Raw genomic sequence first — 15,340 nt, 5'->3', positions numbered from 1 at the left:
TTCGCTTGAGCCATGACCTCAAGCGCCGTAGCCGTACGGCTCACCGCCCTGCACCGCCACCACCGGGACGTCCGTGCCCTCGACGGCGTCGACCTGGACTTCCGGGCCGGGACCTTCACCGCCGTGATGGGGCCGTCCGGTTCCGGAAAGTCCACGCTGCTGCGCTGCGCGGCCGGCCTCGACCGGCCCACCGGGGGCAGGGTGGAGGTGGGCGGCGTCGCCCTGGAGAAGCTGAGCGAGCGGCGGCTGACGCTGCTGCGGCGCGACCGCATCGGGTTCGTCTTCCAGTCCTTCAACCTGCTGCCCTCGCTCACGGCGGCGCAGAACGTGGCCCTGCCGCTCCGCCTCGCCGGGCGCCGCCCGTCCCGTACGGAGGTGCGGGAGGCGCTCGCCCGGGTGGGCCTGGCCGGTCGGGAGAAGCACCGCCCCGGGGAGCTGTCCGGCGGACAGCAGCAACGCGTCGCCATCGCACGGGCGTTGATCACGCGCCCGGCGGTGCTCTTCGCGGACGAGCCGACGGGTGCGCTGGACTCCACGACGAGCCGCGACGTGCTGACGATGCTGCGGGAGCTGGTGGACCGGGACGACCAGACGATCGTCATGGTCACCCACGATCCGGTGGCGGCCGCCCGCGCGGACCGGGTGGTATTCCTGGTCGACGGCCGGGTGAGCGGCGAACTCCTCGCCCCGACGGCCGCGCGGGTCGCCGCGCGGATGGCGGGCCTGGAGACGGACGCCGCGCGGATGGCGGGCCCGGAGACGGACGCGGCGCGGATGGCGGGCCCGGAGACGGACGCGGCCCGGACGGCCAGTCCGGAGACGGGCGCGGAGGGCGCGCGCGCCGGGGCGGGAGGGGTCGCGTGCTGACCGTCGTCCTCTCCGGGCTGCGCGCCCGCTGGGCCGCCTTCCTCGGCAGCTTCGTCGCCCTCGCCCTCGGCGTCGGCCTCCTCACCACCATGGGCCTCGGCCTCTCCGCCACCTTCGACGCCCCCGAACGCGCGCCGCAGCGGTTCGCGTCCGCGCCGGTGGTCGTCAAGGGGCGGGACGCGGTCACCGTCGACGTACGGCGCGGACCGGCGACCGTCCCCGTGTCCAAGAAGCTCGACCGTCCACAGCCTGTGGATACCGAACTGCTGCGCGAGCTGAAGGCCCGCTGGACGGTCACCACCGCCGGCGGCCCCGACGCCGTCGGCGTCCACGGCCCGGCCCCCGAGGTCCGTACCCTCGTCGGTGCCCGCGCCCAAGTGCTCACCGGCGACGACCGGCGGCTCGCGGACCCCGAGCCCGAGCGGGACGCCGAGGCGCTCGTCGCCCTCAACGCCCTTCTCGGCACGGCGGGCGGCGTCACCGCCTTCGTCTCCGTCTTCGTCGTCGCCTCCACCTTCGCGTTCGCCGTCGCCCTGCGGCGGCGCGAGTTCGGGCTGCTGCGCACGGCCGGTGCGACGCCCGGACAGCTGCGGCGGATGCTGCTCGTCGAGGCGGCGGGCGTCGGCGTCCTCGCCTCGGCCGCCGGATGCGCGCTCGGTGTGCTCGGCGCACCCTGGCTGGTGCGTGTGCTCGTCGACGGGAACATGGCCCCGGACTGGTTCCTGATCGACCGCGCCACCACCTGGCCGCTGCACGCGGCCTTCTGGACCGGGGTGACGGTCGCGCTCGCCGGGGCGGTCGCCGCCTCCCGCCGGGCCGGGAAGGTCGGCCCGACGGCGGCGCTCCAGGAGGCGGACGTCGACACGGACGTACTCCCGCTCGGCCGTGCGCTGCTGGGCGCGGGACTGCTCGCGACGGGCCTCGGGCTGCTGGTGTGGACCTGCCTCACCGAGCCGTCGGAGCTGATGAAGCGCAAGACGTACACGACCCAGCCGATGCTCCTTGCCAGCGGGCTCGCGCTGCTCGCACCGGCGCTGGTACGGCCGGTGGCGCGCGCCCTGCGGCTGCCGGGCGCGGTGGGGACGCTCGTACGGGAGAACAGCGCGGCGGCCGTACGCCGTACCGCCGCCGTCGCCGCGCCGGTGCTGGTGACCGTCGCCCTGGCGGGTTCGCTGCTGGGTTCGGCGGCGACGGTGACGAGCGCGAAGGCGGCGGAGGCGCGGGAGCAGACGCGGGCCGAGTACGTGGTGAGCGGCGAGGGCCTGCGGCCGGTGCCGGGGGCCTCGGCGACGGGCGCGACGTCCGTCTTCGTACGGGACGGGGCCGAGGCGCTGGTGAAGTACGGGGCGCGGGCGGTGTCCGACCCGGCGGCCTTCGCCGGCCTGGCACGGCTGCCGGTGGTGGCCGGGGACGTACGGCGGCTCGACGACCGGTCGATCGTCGTCAACGAGGAGTGGGAACGGGGGCGCGTCGGCGAGACCGTCGAGGTGTGGCTCGCGGACGGCAGCGGTCCGGTACGGCTGCGGGTCGTGGCGGTCCTGGCGCTCGGCACGGGCGACAACGGGCCGTACGTGACCCGCGCGAACGCGCCGGGCGCGGCGGTGGACCGGGTCGAGGCACGAGGCGTCGCCCCCGAGGCCCTTTCGGCGGCCGGCGGACCCGTTCGCACGGTCGCGGAGTGGGCCGCCGCCACGCACCCGTCGAGCAGCCCGGAGACCCGGCTCGGACTGCTCCTGGTCCTGGGCATCGCCCTCGTCTACACGGTGATCGCCCTCGCGAACACCCTGCTGATGGCCACCTCCGTACGGGGCGGGGAACTGGCGTCCCTGCGGCTGGCGGGGGCGACACGGGCGCAGGTCCTCCGGATAGTGACCGGCGAGGCGGGCGTGGCCGTGGCGATCGGCGCGGTCCTGGGCCTGGCGGTGACAGCGGTGAACCTGGCCGGCCTGGGCGCGGGCCTCGCGGCCCTCTCGGCACCTGTGGCGGTCACCGTGCCGTGGGGCGCGGTCGGGGCGGCGGCGGGGGTGTGCGGCGCGGTGGCGGTGGGGGCGGCGGCACTGCCCGCGTGGCGCCTGACGCGCTGAGCGGGGAAGGTGGTGGGGCGGGGCGGTGACCGGGGTCGGAGCCGGGTCACCGCCCCGTCCCTCGGTTCTGTGCCGGGTGACCGACACCCGGGCTGACCGCCTACCGGCCTTGGGGTGCGCGGAGTCGGGAAAGTCGGCGGAGTCCGGGCCGGGCTGGGCTCGTCGTCGTCGAGGCGCTCGCGGAGCGGTGAGGCGTGGCAGCCGGCCCTGTTCTTCGCAAGGCGGTCACGGCGGAGATCGGGCTCGGGGCCTTGGGAGGGGTGCCTGTGCGCGGCCGGTCTCCGCGAGTGTCTGGTGCGGAACGCCCTTCCTTCCGAGAGTCGCGCCCTCCGGCGACGCGCCAAGGGCGCTCCTCGTTCCGCGACGCGTCGCTGTGCGATGACCTGCGGCCACCCTTGACCCGTCACCTCCGGGCGCGTGAAAACTCTCGGAGGGCGGCCCCAGGGGATGGCGGCGCCGGGGGCCCGTCCCCGGTTCCGCGTCGCGGACGACCACGATGCCCACCCCGGACGTCCCGCGTCGCGGGCGTCCGCGATCCGGTGGCCCACGACGGAAAAGACTTAAGTACCAGGGCAAGTACCCTCCCCACCCCTCCAGCCTCCCCGACGCGCACCCGTCACCCACACGGGTGATATGCGCCAACTGGGCTGGATTTGGGGCCCGTTGCCTGGCATATGCTCACCGCCACAACCCCAGACATGCGACGGCCCCCGGCCGGGACTAGCGATCCCGATCGAGGGCCTGACCACCGAGGAAGATAAGGCTTCCCGATGGCCTCCCAGCACCCTAGCGCGCCCTCGCGCGCCTCCGGGCTCATTCACGTCAACGTCCGCCACACGACCCGCTTCACGGTCGTCGGCAACCACCTCGCCCAGCACCGCGAGCTCTCGCTGCTCGCCATCGGGCTCGCCGTCCACCTCCAGTCGCTCCCCGCCGGAACCCCTGTCGGGATCAAGGCCCTGGCCGCGAAGTTCCCGGAGAGCGAGATGCGGATCGCGGGCGCCATGCGGGAGCTGGAGACCCACGGCTACCTGAAGCGGTTCAACGAACGGCTGCCCACGGGCCGCCTCGCCCCGCGCACGGTCTCGTACAACCGGCCGGGGGCTGAACCCGATCCCGTACCGGAGACGCCTCCGGAGCCCCCCGAGCCTCCGGACGCCCCGCCGCCGCCGGGCCGGCCTGAGCGACCGAAACCCGCATCCCACCCCGTAACCCCCGCTCCGTCACCGCCGTTCCCCCCGGCGCATCAGCCTGCCGCCGACCTGCTCGCCCGCCTCCGCCTCCACGAGCCCCGGCTGCTCCTCGCCGCGCGTGACATCCAGCGCCTCGCCCCCGGCGTCACCACCTGGCTCGAACGCGGCGCCGCCCCCGACGCCATCGTGCGCACCCTCGCCGCGACCCTCCCCGACGACCTGGTCCACCCGGCCGGACTCATCGCCCACCGCCTCGCCGCCCTGCTTCCACCGCCCCTCCCCGCGCAACCACCCGCCCGCGACCCCCTTCAGAACTGCGACAGCTGCGACCGAGCCTTCAGATCGGCCGAACCCGGCCGGTGTCGCGACTGCCGTCCCCCCGAGAGAAGGGCCGCCTAGCATGAAGCTGATGACTCGGGCCCCAGGGCACGGACGAGGAGCCAGCGCCATGACCATCGACTCCCCCCACTACCGGTCTATGCGCGCAGCGCTGAAGGTCCTGGACGACACCGTCTCGGGCAAGTTCGAGATCACCGCTGATGGAATCGTTCACGACATGATGGCTCCGCGTCGCCCCCACGAGTTCACGGCCGCGCAAGTCAGTCGGCGCCTCGAACGGGTCATGCCGGACAGCCTCGTCGCCCACACGGGCGAGCCCGACGTCGAGGACGCGCCCGGGGGCATCATGCGCCGCCCCGACGTCATGGTGATCTCGTGGACGGACATGGAGGGCGACGGCTCCTTCGACCCCCGCACCCTCGTCGCCGCCATTGAGATCGCTTCCCGTTCCAACCCGGACAACGACTGGGTGGGCAAGCTGCGGGACTACCCCCTGATCGGCATTCCCGTGTACGCGATCTTCGATCCCCGTACCGGCACCGGAGCCGTCTTCTCCGACATCCACGCCACCCCCGACGGCCCGCGCTACGCCACCCGCAAGGACTTCGTCTACGGCGAGGACGTCACCATCGCCGATTGGACGATCTCGACCGAGGACCTTCCCCGCTATCCCTGACGGCGCCCGAGGGCCGTCAGTCCGGCCGGAGCCCGGTGGCGCCTCGCGCGGCCGCGAGGTCGGCGCGCAGCCCCACGAGGCGCCGTGGCCGGTCGTTGTCAGTGGTGGGTGCCAGACTCGCACCCATGAGCGAGAGGTGGGCGCTGGCCTGCGAGGGGGAGGGGGGCGGAGCGCGGCTCGTGCCCCTCGGGGCCGACGGGGTGCCCGCCGGGCCGGTTCGGCGGGAGCCGGATCTCGTGGAGGCCGTGCGTTCGCGGCCCGAGGTCGGTCGCTGGGTCTGGCGCTCGACCGCCGAGGTCTATCCGCGGCTCCTCGCCGCCGGGGTGCGGGTCGAGCGGTGTTACGACATCGAGGCCGCCGAGCAGCTCCTCCTCGGGCACGAGGGGCGCCTCGGGGATCCCCGGTCGGCCGCCGCCGCGCTCGCGCGGCTGCGGGACGCGCCCGTGCCCCCCGACCCGCCGCAGCGAGCCGCCGAGCCCGGCTCGCAGGACTCGCTCTTCGAACCGGCCCCGACCTCCGAGATCCCCTTCGAAGGTCTTCTGGAGGTGTACGCCGAGCAGCAGCGGCGCCATGACCGTGCCGAACACCCCGGCCGGATGCGGCTGCTCACCGCCGCCGAGTCCGCCGGCATGCTCGTCGCCGCCGAGATGCACCGCGCCGGGCTGCCCTGGCGTGCCGATGTGCACCGGGAGGTGCTGCACGGTCTGCTCGGCGAGCGGTACGCGGGCGGCGGGGAGCCGCGCCGCCTGGCCGAACTCGCCGACGAGGTCTCCGCCGCCTTCGGCCGCCGGGTCCGCCCCGACCTGCCCGCCGATGTGATCAGGGCCTTCGCGCAGGCCGGGATCCGGGTGAGGTCGACGCGCCGCTGGGAGCTGGCGGAGCTCGACCACCCGGCGGTCGAGCCGTTGATCGCCTACAAGAAGCTGTACCGGATCTGGACCGCGCACGGCTGGTCGTGGCTCCAGGACTGGGTGCGCGACGGCCGGTTCCGCCCCGAGTACGTACCGGGCGGCACGGTCAGCGGGCGGTGGACCACCAACGGCGGCGGGGCACTGCAGATCCCCAAGGTGATACGGCAGGCGGTCGTGGCCGACGAGGGCTGGCGGCTCGTCGTCGCCGACGCCGACCAGATGGAGCCCCGGGTGCTGGCCGCGATCTCCCGCGACCCGGGCCTGATGGAGGTCGCCGGCCACCCCGATGACCTGTACACCCGGCTGTCCGACCGGGCCTTCTCCGGCGACCGGGACCACGCCAAGCTGGCCCTGCTCGGAGCCATCTACGGCCAGACCAGCGGGGACGGCCTGAAGAACCTCGCCGCGCTGCGCCGCCGCTTCCCCCGGGCCGTGGCCTATGTCGACGAGGCGGCGAAGGCGGGCGAGGAGGGCAGGCTCGTCCGGACCTGGCTGGGCCGCACCAGCCCGCGTGCGGCCGGCTCGGGCGACGACGGGGAGGCCGGCCTCCCCCAGGAGGGCGGCGAACTCGCTGTGCCGGACGGGGAGTTCACACCGGGTTACGCCTCCACCAACGCGCGGGCCCGGGGTCGTTTCACCCGTAACTTCGTCGTGCAGGGCAGCGCCGCCGACTGGGCGCTGCTGATGCTCGCCGCGCTGCGCCGCGCCACCGCCGGGCTCCGGGCCGAGCTGGTCTTCTTCCAGCACGACGAGGTGATCGTGCACTGCCCGGCCGAGGAGGCGGAGGCGGTCACGGAGGCGATCCGCGCGGCCGGGGACGAGGCCGGGCGGATCGCGTTCGGGCCGACGCCGGTGCGTTTTCCGTTCACGACGGCCACGGTGGAGCGGTACTCGGACGCGAAGTAGCGGGCCGTCGGGGAAGGGCGGTGGGCCGGCCCACGAGAGGTCCGGCCATCCGAGAGTCCGGCCCACCGCCCGCCCACGGACGCGGCCACCGCCCGCTCCGAGGCGCGGCCCCACCGCCCGCCCCTGCGGTGCTACTTCGCGGAGGCGCCCTTCCGCCACTTCGGGCTGAGTGCGATCTCCTTCAGCTGCTCCATCGTCAGCGCCGGCTCGGCGCGCGTCGCCGCCTCGTGCTGTGCGCCGGTGTTGAACGCGGAGACCACGACCCGGAAGCCGTCGGCGGTGATGGTGTCGGCCGTCCACCAGACCACGCCCGCGCCGCCCTTCTCGCCCGGCTGCTGGGTCAGCTTCACGCGCCGGCCGTCGGGCAGGGTGGTGACGTCACCGCTGCCGAAGAGTTCGTCCGCGACGTCGTTCATGCGGGACTGGACGTTGATCTGGACGAGGCTCCTGCCCTGGCCGTCGTCGACGACCACGTAGCCGAACCCGGTGTCGCCGCCCCTCTCGACCACCTTGAGGTCCTTGGGGAGCAGGGCCTTCAGGGTCGCCTGGACGGCCGCCTTGCTCGGCTCGGCCGGGGCGGGCGGGGTGGTCGGCGCGCCGGGGTCGGTCTCGCCGCGCTTGTTCTTGGGCAGTTGCTGGAGCAGCGGGTGCCACTCGTCGGTCGTGACCAGCGCCTTCAGCTGGGCGGGGCTGAAGGGCGGGGTCTCGCGGCTGACGGGAGCCCCCTTCTGCGCGGCCGCGTTCCACTCGCTCGCGTCGACCAGGAAGCCGTCCTCGGTGAGCAGCACGGCCCGCCAGTTCTTGGTCTCCTCGCGCTTGTCCGGGTACTCGTACCCCTGGAGGACCATCAGCCGGGAGCCGTCCGGCAGCCGTTCGGTGGCGCAGTCGTCGTACGGGACGTAGACCTTGTCCGGGCAGGTCACCTGGTCGGTGCCGGATTCTTCGGTGCCGCCGGTGCGGTACAGGCCGACGGAGACGGCCGCCTTGCCCTTGCCGTCGTCGTACACCCCCGCGACGGACTGGCCCGTGCCGTCCAGACCGTCGAAGGTCCAGGTCCCTGCCGGGGTGTTCGCCTCCACGACCTCCGCAAGGGCCTTGACCGGGATCTCGGCCTGCGCCGGTCCCTCCTTCTGCGGCGGTGCCTCGCTCCGCGCGGAGACGCCGTCCGTCCGCGGCGCGCCGACCGTGGCGCCCCTCACCTCGCCGCCGCCCGATCCCAGCAGGTCCCCGCCGTACGACCCGCCGACGCCGATCACCGCCAGGGCCAGCACGCCGCCGGTCACCGCGGCCGCACGGCGGCGGGCCAGGCGGCGCCGGCCGCGGCTGAGGCCGGCGGACGCCAGTCCGCGGCCGTCGTGCGCGGCGAAGCCTTCGCCCGTGAGGCGCAGGGCCTCACCGAGCCGGTCCTCGAATCCCTCGTGTCCCTCGTGTCCGTGTCCGTCGTTCAGAGGCATGCCGCATCACCGTTCCGGTCCATGGGTGAAAGTTCGTAGGTGAAGAGTTCGGGGTCCGCGGGCGCGGGCCCTCAGCGGGTGGCGAAGGCGACGAGGCTGCCGCCGAGCCGCTCGCGCAGCTTGCCCAGCGCCCGCACCGAGCGGGTGCGTACCGCCGCCGAGCTGACCTGCAGCGCTTCGGCGGTCTCCTCGATGCTGCGGTCCTCCCAGTACCGCAGGACCACGACCGCCCGGTCCTTGGGCGCGAGGGCGGCCAGGGCGTCGAGCAGGGCGACCCGCAGCGCCGGGTCGTCCCCCGTGGCGGGGGCCCGGTCGGGCAGTTCCCCGAGCGGGCGCTCCGTCGACGAGCGCCGCCGCTGGTGGGTGAGGAAGGTGCGCACGAGAACGGTCTGGGCGTATCCGGCCGGGTTGCCGATCCGCCCCATCCGTCCCCACATGGCGTACAGCCGGCCGAGCGTCTCCTGCGTCAGGTCCTCGGCGAGATGGGTGTCGCCGCTGGTCAGGAGGCATGCGGACCGGAAAAGGTGCCCCGTTCGGGCGGACGCGAATTCCATGAACTCGTCCGCGCGGGACGTGTGCTTCATGCCCTCCCCCTTCGTGTCCCCGTCGCTCCACACCTTTGACGCGGCGGCCCCGGGGGAATGTTTCACCCGTACGGAGAAAGGTGGGGACCCGGGGATGTCTGAGGCGACCCTGGGCGGGTATTCGGCGGATATGAACGCTTTCGCCATGCATTCCGCAGAGGTCACGACGGCCGCCAGCGTCTGGACCCAGGGCCTGGGCCAGTTCCTGGCCGGTCTCGCCGTCGTCGGCGTCCTCATCGGCGCCTTCGTTCTCGGGCGAAGGATCCGGGACCGCGAGCCGCGGCCGCCGACCCCCGATGAGCAGCCGCACCGGCCGGACACCGACCGGCTGCCCGGCGAGATGTCGGAGTACCGCCGGCCTGCCGAGATGCCGCAGACGGACGGGGAGCACCGGCTCATGCCGTACCAGCTGAAGGACTCGGGCACGTCGGGCACCGAGACCTCACCGGAACCGCCCAGCGAGGAGAAGCGCAAGTGGGGCGGCATCTCCAGTGGAGGCTTCGGCAGCGGCGGGCCGGGGCACGGCGACTGACGCCGCGCGGCGGGCGTACGACCGCCGTCCCCTGATCGCGCCGGGCGGTTCGGACCTGACCGAGCCGCCCGGCGTCCACGTGCGGGTGGACGTGGGCGGCAGGTCTCGCACCGGTGGCAGGGGCGGTGTGGGCACCCCCTACAGCGACGCCCTGGCGATACGGGTGACCCAGCGGGCCAGCACCTCCTGCGCGTCGCCGGTCCCGAGGTCGTCGAGGAAGCGCAGGACCTGGGCGTCGCCGCGTACGACGGCGACGATCCGGCAGGCGCGGGTGATCACGACGGTGCCGTTGGTGCGGTGCTCGTAGCCGAAGTGCCGGGAGCGGGGCCGGGACGAGGGCCGGGGCTGGGAGACGGACGTGTGCATCAGTTGACTCCGATCGCTTGCTTGCGGCTGTCGGTCGTCGGCTCCGGCGGCTCCGGCACCGTCAGGGGCGCCGCGTCCCCCACGCCGAGCAGGCGCAGCAGGGGCCCGGCCATCGCGGTGGTCACCAGCGCCATGAGCACCATCATGGTGAACAGGTCCGGTCCGATCAGGCCGAGTTCGCGGCCGATGCCGAGGATCACGATCTCGGTGAGCCCCCGGGTGTTCATGAGCGTCCCGAAGGCCCCCGCGTCGCGCCAGCTCATCCCCGAGAGACGGGCCGGGATCGCGGCGCCCGCGTACTTCCCGACCACCGCCGCCACCAGGACGACGAGCAGCGTGAGGAGACCGGACACGCCCAGTCCGCCGATGTCCACGGAGAGGCCGGTGATGACGAAGAAGACCGGGAGCAGCAGGGAGGAGGTCTTCTCCAGCGGGGCGGCGAGCTGCTGGTGCAGTCGCGGCTCGGTCGTCCGCGGCATGACGAGGCCGAACGCGAAGGCCCCGAAGATGGCGTGGATGCCGATCCAGGAGGTGGCGTACGAGGAGAGCAGCACACCGGCCACGATCAGGACGAGCCGTACGCCCCTCTCCTGCGGCCCCCCGGCGGCCGAGCGCAGCGCACGGTGCAGCAGCGGCCGTACGACGAGGAGCATCACCGCGGCGTAGACGGCGGTCAGGGCGATCACGGTGAAGAAGCCGCCGGTGCCGCCCGAGCCCGCCAGGGCGACGACCAGCACCAGGACGCACCAGGCGACGACGTCGCCGGCGGCCGCGCAGGCCATCGCCATGGCGCCGACGCGGGTGTGGCCGAGGCGGCGGTCCCGGATGATGCGGGCGAGCACCGGGAAGGCGGTGATCGAGAAGGCGGTCGCCATGTAGAGGACGAACATGTCGGCGCCGACGCCGTCGGGGGCCGTGGAGTCGTAGAGCAGCGCCGCCGCGCCCGCGCCCACCGCGAACGGCACGGCCATCGCCAGGAACGCCGTCGACCCGACGGATCCGGTCCGGCCGCGCAGCCGGCCGAGGTCCAGCTCCCAGCCGGCCAGGAACATGAAGAGCGCCAGGCCCACCTGGGCGAGCGCCGACAGGGCGGGCCTCGCCTCGGGTGGGAAGATCAGCGCGGGCAGATCTCCCGGCAGCAGCCCGAGCAGGCTGGGCCCGAGCATCAGCCCGGCCGCGATCTCCGCGACGACGGGCGGCTGGTGGAGCCGTCGGCCGAGTGCGACCATCACGGCTCCCACGACCAGGACGATCGCGACGTCCGCCAGGACGATCGCGTCCAGCGGAACACTTGACGACGCTGCCATCACGTCTTCCCTCCCCTCGACCGACAGGTGCTAGATCAGGACGCGGCCGGCGGCGGTGTCGCGGGTCTCGCGTGACTTGCGCAGATCGCGGGTGATGATCGCCTTCTGCAGCCAGCGGTCGGTGCCGTCGTACCGGGCGGTGAACGCCTTGCGGCCGTGGACGGCGAGGTAGTTGTCGACGACGAGGAGGGAGCCGGCCTCGACGACGATGTCGCGGGTCGCCGCCTCCAGTCCCCGCACCAGCTCCTTGAGCGCCTGCTCGGCGGCGGCGTCGCCGTCGACACAGCGCATGAAGAAGGGGTCGATCCGCAGGTACGGCGAGTCGGGGGCGCCGAACAGGACGGCCACGGGTTCGGGGGTCTCGCGCATGGCCCGCATGCGCAGCAGGCCGGGGTGGTCGGGCTGCTGGGCGGCCAGCTGCCGCAGGTGTTCGTCGTCGGGAAGAATGTAGAACCGCGGTTCGGAAAGGATCTTGCGGGTCTCGTCACCGAGATCGACATCGCGTATGGAGGCGACGGTCGTCGGAACTCGATCATGGTTTCGGATTCCGAAGAGGGCCAGATAATCACAGCGATAAGGGTGGAAGCCGTCCTCGGTGTGCCATTCGAGGAGCACGTCACTTCCGTGACCGCTCTGCTCGTTCTCCTCACCGGCGATCGGAAGCACGTTCTGGATCATTCTTCCGGATTGCAGCGTGGGCCAGCTGAACACTTCCCCGAGGCATGTGCCGATCAGTGAGAGGAAGACCTCCTCGCGCCGGGTCCGGCGTGAGGCGGCCGCTTCCGCCCAGTTCCGGGGGGTGGGGCCGACCGCCGCGTCGTCGACGGTGAACCCCTGGATCTTGAAAGCCGCGGCCGGGTCCTCGCGCCGGAACTCCGCCAGGAACCTGCGCAGCCCGAGGGGAAGCCGTGCGGCGAGCTCCCACGCCCGGTCGTGGAAGAGCGGGTCGCCCGGGTCGCCGTCGCCCTCCTTCAACTCGGTGATCAAAGCGTCGAGTTGGGTGACTTCGTCGGTGGACAAGTCGTAGTGGAGCACGCCTTGGTCATTGGTCACGGAATTCGCCCTCTCTGGCGTGGGTGGTGTCGGAGCCGCGGGCCGGGGGGTGGGTCCCCCACGCCCGGGGGCGTCGGGGAGGTCAGTCCCAGCCCCAGCTGTCGCCGGCGTCGCCGTTGGTACCGGTGGCGGCGGTGGTGGTGCCGGCCTGCGCCGCGGAGGTCACCGGCTGGGAGTCGGCCGCCTGCGCGGTGGTCGCCCCCAGGACCGTGGTCGTCACAGCCGCAGCGCACGAGATCAGGTAGACGAAAGCCTTGCGTCGCATTTTCCCGTCCGATTCCTTCGAAGTGGCGAGAGGAAATTCCTCTTTCCCCCGGGCGGGCCGGTGACCTCGCCATTTTCGTGGCTCTCATTCACCGGCCGCCGCTGAGTAATTTGCCAGGGGCCGAACGGGCGCTACAAGGATTTCCACTGGCACAAAGGTGCAGTGGCTGCAAGTGGCCACGGGCCACTTGCGCGGTGGTGACCGGGTCACCGTCAGAACGCCTTGCGGTGTTTCCCACCCCGCTTGCGCTCGTACATCTCCCGGCCCGCGGCCTCCCGGCGGCGCCATTCACGGGCCAGTTCGGCGCGCAGCCGGGCGTCGGTGCGCGAGGCGATCCAGGCGCTCTCCCGCAGCAGCTTGCGGTAGCTCTCGAACCGCCGGTGGGACAGGGTGCCGTCCTCGACCGCGGCGAGCACGGCGCAGTCCGGCTCGGCGTGGTGCTCGCAGTCGTGGAAACGGCAGTGCGCGGCCAGCTCCTCGATCTCCGCGAAGACCTGGGAGAGTCCTTCGTTGGCCTCCCACAGGCCCACTCCGCGCAGCCCGGGGGTGTCGATGAGGACGCCGCCGCGGGGCAGGGCCAGCAGTTCGCGGGCGGTGGTGGTGTGCCGGCCCTTGCCGTCGCTGCCGCGGACCGGGCCCGAAGCCTGCTCCTCCTCCCCCAGCAGCGCGTTGACCAGCGTGGACTTGCCGACGCCCGACTGCCCGAGCAGGGCGGAGGTACGGCCGGCCAGCTCGCCGGCGAGGGCGTCGAGGCCCTCGCCGCTGACCGAGCTGACGGGGAAGACCCCGGCGCCCGGGCCCGCCCGCTCCACGTCGGAGACGAGATGGGTGATGTCGGGGACCAGGTCCGTCTTGGTCAGGGCGACCACCGGCTGGGCGCCGCTGGACCAGGCCAGGGAGAGGAACCGCTCCAGGCGGCCGAGGTCCAGCTCGACGGCGAGCGAGACCGCGATCACGGCCAGGTCGATGTTGGCGGCGAGGACCTGGCCCTCGGAACGGGCGGAGGAGGTCGAGCGGGTGAAGCGGGTACGGCGGGGCAGCAGCGCCCGTACGACGGGGCCGGTCGGCGGTGCCGTGTCGACGGCGGCCCAGTCGCCCGTACAGACGCCGGTCACCGGGTCGGTGTCGGCGCGTAACGTACGGACGGAGCCGCCGGCCGACGCGTCCGCGCCGCCGACCCCGGTGCCGGTGGCGCCATCGATACCGGTGCTGCCGTCGGTGCCGGTGGTGAGATCGACGCCGGTGATGTCGTCGGTCGCGGCGACCAGTTCGCAGCGGCCGCGGTCGACCCGCACCACCCGGCCGGGCACGAGGCCCGCCTCGGCGTGCGGGGCGAACGCGTCCGCCCAGTCGGCGTCCCACCCGTAGGCGGTGAGCGGTGAAGTGGCTGCGCTTGTCACGGAGTTCCCCTCGATCGGGCCAGCGGCTGTCCGGCCCTGAACCGCCGGGCAGCCCCCAGGTCGGGGCCATTGTCGGCGCCGGAGGCGGCGCCCGGGACGCGGCTCACCGTCGTCGCGGTGAGCAGCAGCCCGCCCCTGACCAGAAACCGCCCCTCGAATCCGCGCAGCGCCACGCCGTCGACCAGCGGCCCGTCCACGAGCAGCCGGGCCGAGAACGTCGCCGTGCGCGGCTGGAAGGTGACGGTGGCCTCCGTGAAGTCCAGCCAGCGCCCCGTCAGCGGCGACCACGCCTTGTAGACGCTCTCCTTGGCGCTGAACAGCGCCCGGTCCCAGTGGACTTCGGGCCGCAGCGCCGTCAGCTCGGCCAGGTGGGCGCGCTCTTCGGCGCCCGTCACCATGTGCAGGACCCCGGTGTGGTCGAGCGGGTCGTGCGGTTCGGCGTCGAAGCCCAGCACCGCCAGGTCCTCGGCGCGCGCCACCGCGGCGGCGCGGTAGCCGACGCAGTGGGTGATGCTGCCGACGATCCCGGCCGGCCAGACGGGGGCGCGGGAGCTGTCGTACGGGATGGCCGCCCGCGGCTCCCCGAGCAGGCCGAGGGCCCGGCGGGCGCACGCCCGCGCCGTGGTGAACTCCCGGCGCCGCGCGGGCACGGCGTGGGCCAGCAGATGCTCCTCCCCCGGGAAGGGGACGGGCTCCCCCGCCGGGTCGCCGAACGCCTCCGCGGTGGCGACCGGCCGGGGCAGCAGTTCCTCGATCATCTAGCCGGCCCTCTTGACCGGGACCGCCTCGTCGGCTCCGGCCTCCCACCAGGCGATGTGCCGGTCGATCGGCGAGATCGGCATGACGGACTTGAACATGTCGTTCTCGACGTTGGCGAGCGTGGCGTCGTAGGGCCTGCCCACCGTCGTGAACGCGCGGTGGATGCGCTCCCTGCGCTTGTCGATGGCGGGCGCGTGCCGCTCGAAGGTGGAGGCCGGCTGGAGCAGGAAGTACGTGTGCGGGCTTCCGTGGTTGAAGCGCGGCGAGTGCTCGGGGTAGCAGGGCGCGAAGGAGACGACGAAGAAGCGCTCGCCCTCGATCATCGCGTACCAGGTCTCGTCGGGGTCCGGGGAGTCCTGGACGTAGACGCTCGGGTACATCGCGCAGAGCGTCTCGAAGAACCGCTTGGTCAGCCGGGTCAGCGAGTCCAGGGTGGCGCCCAGGGCGGTGTCCTCGAAGGTGAGCACCATGCCGTCGAGCTCCTCGGCCCGGGCGGTGCGGAAGAAGTCGGCGAGGGCGGTGCGGTGGGTGGGCAGCTCCCGCTCCACGTCGCCGGTGGCGATGGTGAGGGGCGGGCCCATCTTCGACGACCTCGCGAACGGGCACAGGGTGTTCTTGACGATCTCTTCGAAGCTCATGGTCAC

At 73.4% G+C, this 15,340-nt stretch carries 15 protein-coding genes; 6 read left to right on the top strand and 9 right to left on the bottom strand.

Translation table 11 applies throughout. From position 1 onward, the window contains the following. The first annotated feature begins 12 nt into the window (after positions 1 to 12). The 5 genes from ACIRB4_RS22880 to ACIRB4_RS22860 all read left to right on the top strand — a co-directional run bounded on the left by ACIRB4_RS22880 (position 13) and on the right by ACIRB4_RS22860 (position 6,976). Positions 13 to 867, top strand: a complete 855-nt coding sequence (locus ACIRB4_RS22880; protein ID WP_403293867.1) for an ABC transporter ATP-binding protein — start codon at positions 13 to 15, stop codon at positions 865 to 867. After that, positions 861 to 2,951, top strand: a complete 2,091-nt coding sequence (locus ACIRB4_RS22875; RefSeq protein ID WP_403293866.1) for an FtsX-like permease family protein — start codon at positions 861 to 863, stop codon at positions 2,949 to 2,951. Before ACIRB4_RS22880 ends, ACIRB4_RS22875 begins: the two co-directional genes overlap by 7 nt. 770 nt (positions 2,952 to 3,721) lie before the next feature. After that, the gene (locus ACIRB4_RS22870; protein WP_403293864.1) at positions 3,722 to 4,543 is read left to right on the top strand and encodes a helix-turn-helix domain-containing protein; all 822 of its coding nucleotides are present in this window, start codon (positions 3,722 to 3,724) and stop codon (positions 4,541 to 4,543) included. Positions 4,544 to 4,553: 10 nt separating this feature from the next. Next, entirely contained in the window at positions 4,554 to 5,159 is a 606-nt protein-coding gene (locus ACIRB4_RS22865) for a Uma2 family endonuclease (RefSeq protein ID WP_403293862.1), read from the top strand. 125 nt (positions 5,160 to 5,284) lie between these two features. After that, positions 5,285 to 6,976, top strand: coding sequence for a bifunctional 3'-5' exonuclease/DNA polymerase (locus ACIRB4_RS22860; protein ID WP_403293860.1), 1,692 nt, complete (start codon positions 5,285 to 5,287; stop codon positions 6,974 to 6,976). Between the two features lie 131 nt (positions 6,977 to 7,107). Here the strand turns inward: ACIRB4_RS22860 and ACIRB4_RS22855 are convergent, their stop codons facing one another. Further along, positions 7,108 to 8,430 carry a hypothetical protein gene (locus ACIRB4_RS22855; RefSeq protein WP_403293858.1) on the bottom strand — a complete coding sequence of 441 codons (1,323 nt, stop codon included), beginning with the start codon at positions 8,428 to 8,430 and terminating at the stop codon, positions 7,108 to 7,110. Between the two features lie 71 nt (positions 8,431 to 8,501). After that, positions 8,502 to 9,014, bottom strand: coding sequence for a SigE family RNA polymerase sigma factor (locus tag ACIRB4_RS22850; RefSeq protein ID WP_403293856.1), 513 nt, complete (start codon positions 9,012 to 9,014; stop codon positions 8,502 to 8,504). Between ACIRB4_RS22850 and ACIRB4_RS22845 the strand changes: the two genes are divergently transcribed. After that, positions 8,983 to 9,546, top strand: a complete 564-nt coding sequence (locus tag ACIRB4_RS22845; protein ID WP_403293854.1) for a DUF6479 family protein — start codon at positions 8,983 to 8,985, stop codon at positions 9,544 to 9,546. The genes ACIRB4_RS22850 and ACIRB4_RS22845 overlap by 32 nt on opposite strands. A 138-nt stretch (positions 9,547 to 9,684) precedes the next feature. Here the strand turns inward: ACIRB4_RS22845 and ACIRB4_RS22840 are convergent, their stop codons facing one another. The 7 genes from ACIRB4_RS22840 to ACIRB4_RS22810 all read right to left on the bottom strand — a co-directional run bounded on the left by ACIRB4_RS22840 (position 9,685) and on the right by ACIRB4_RS22810 (position 15,334). Beyond that, positions 9,685 to 9,912: a hypothetical protein gene (locus ACIRB4_RS22840; RefSeq protein ID WP_403293853.1), complete on the bottom strand. Its 228-nt coding sequence runs from the start codon at positions 9,910 to 9,912 to the stop codon at positions 9,685 to 9,687. Beyond that, positions 9,912 to 11,219: a cation:proton antiporter gene (locus ACIRB4_RS22835; RefSeq protein WP_403293851.1), complete on the bottom strand. Its 1,308-nt coding sequence runs from the start codon at positions 11,217 to 11,219 to the stop codon at positions 9,912 to 9,914. The genes ACIRB4_RS22840 and ACIRB4_RS22835 overlap by 1 nt, the downstream gene beginning before the upstream one ends. Before the next feature lie 30 nt (positions 11,220 to 11,249). Then, on the bottom strand, positions 11,250 to 12,272 hold the full coding sequence (gene gntD / locus ACIRB4_RS22830; RefSeq protein WP_403293849.1) for a guanitoxin biosynthesis L-enduracididine beta-hydroxylase GntD: 1,023 nt from the start codon (positions 12,270 to 12,272) through the stop codon (positions 11,250 to 11,252). An 82-nt stretch (positions 12,273 to 12,354) separates the two neighbouring features. Further along, complete coding sequence (locus ACIRB4_RS22825; protein ID WP_403293847.1) at positions 12,355 to 12,537, bottom strand: hypothetical protein; 183 nt, start codon at positions 12,535 to 12,537, stop codon at positions 12,355 to 12,357. 212 nt (positions 12,538 to 12,749) lie between these two features. Then, positions 12,750 to 13,937 carry a ribosome small subunit-dependent GTPase A gene (gene rsgA / locus ACIRB4_RS22820; RefSeq protein WP_403293845.1) on the bottom strand — a complete coding sequence of 396 codons (1,188 nt, stop codon included), beginning with the start codon at positions 13,935 to 13,937 and terminating at the stop codon, positions 12,750 to 12,752. Then, positions 13,934 to 14,695 carry a 4'-phosphopantetheinyl transferase gene (locus tag ACIRB4_RS22815; RefSeq protein ID WP_403293843.1) on the bottom strand — a complete coding sequence of 254 codons (762 nt, stop codon included), beginning with the start codon at positions 14,693 to 14,695 and terminating at the stop codon, positions 13,934 to 13,936. Before ACIRB4_RS22815 ends, rsgA begins: the two co-directional genes overlap by 4 nt. Next, positions 14,696 to 15,334 carry a hypothetical protein gene (locus tag ACIRB4_RS22810; RefSeq protein ID WP_403293842.1) on the bottom strand — a complete coding sequence of 213 codons (639 nt, stop codon included), beginning with the start codon at positions 15,332 to 15,334 and terminating at the stop codon, positions 14,696 to 14,698. Between the last annotated feature and the right edge of the window lie 6 nt (positions 15,335 to 15,340).

Source organism: Streptomyces sp. NPDC093600, assembly GCF_044764755.1.
In the GTDB taxonomy this organism is placed as follows: domain Bacteria; phylum Actinomycetota; class Actinomycetes; order Streptomycetales; family Streptomycetaceae; genus Streptomyces.
Note: the sequence above shows the minus strand (reverse complement) of the source record. Positions and strands in the feature narration are given on the sequence as shown.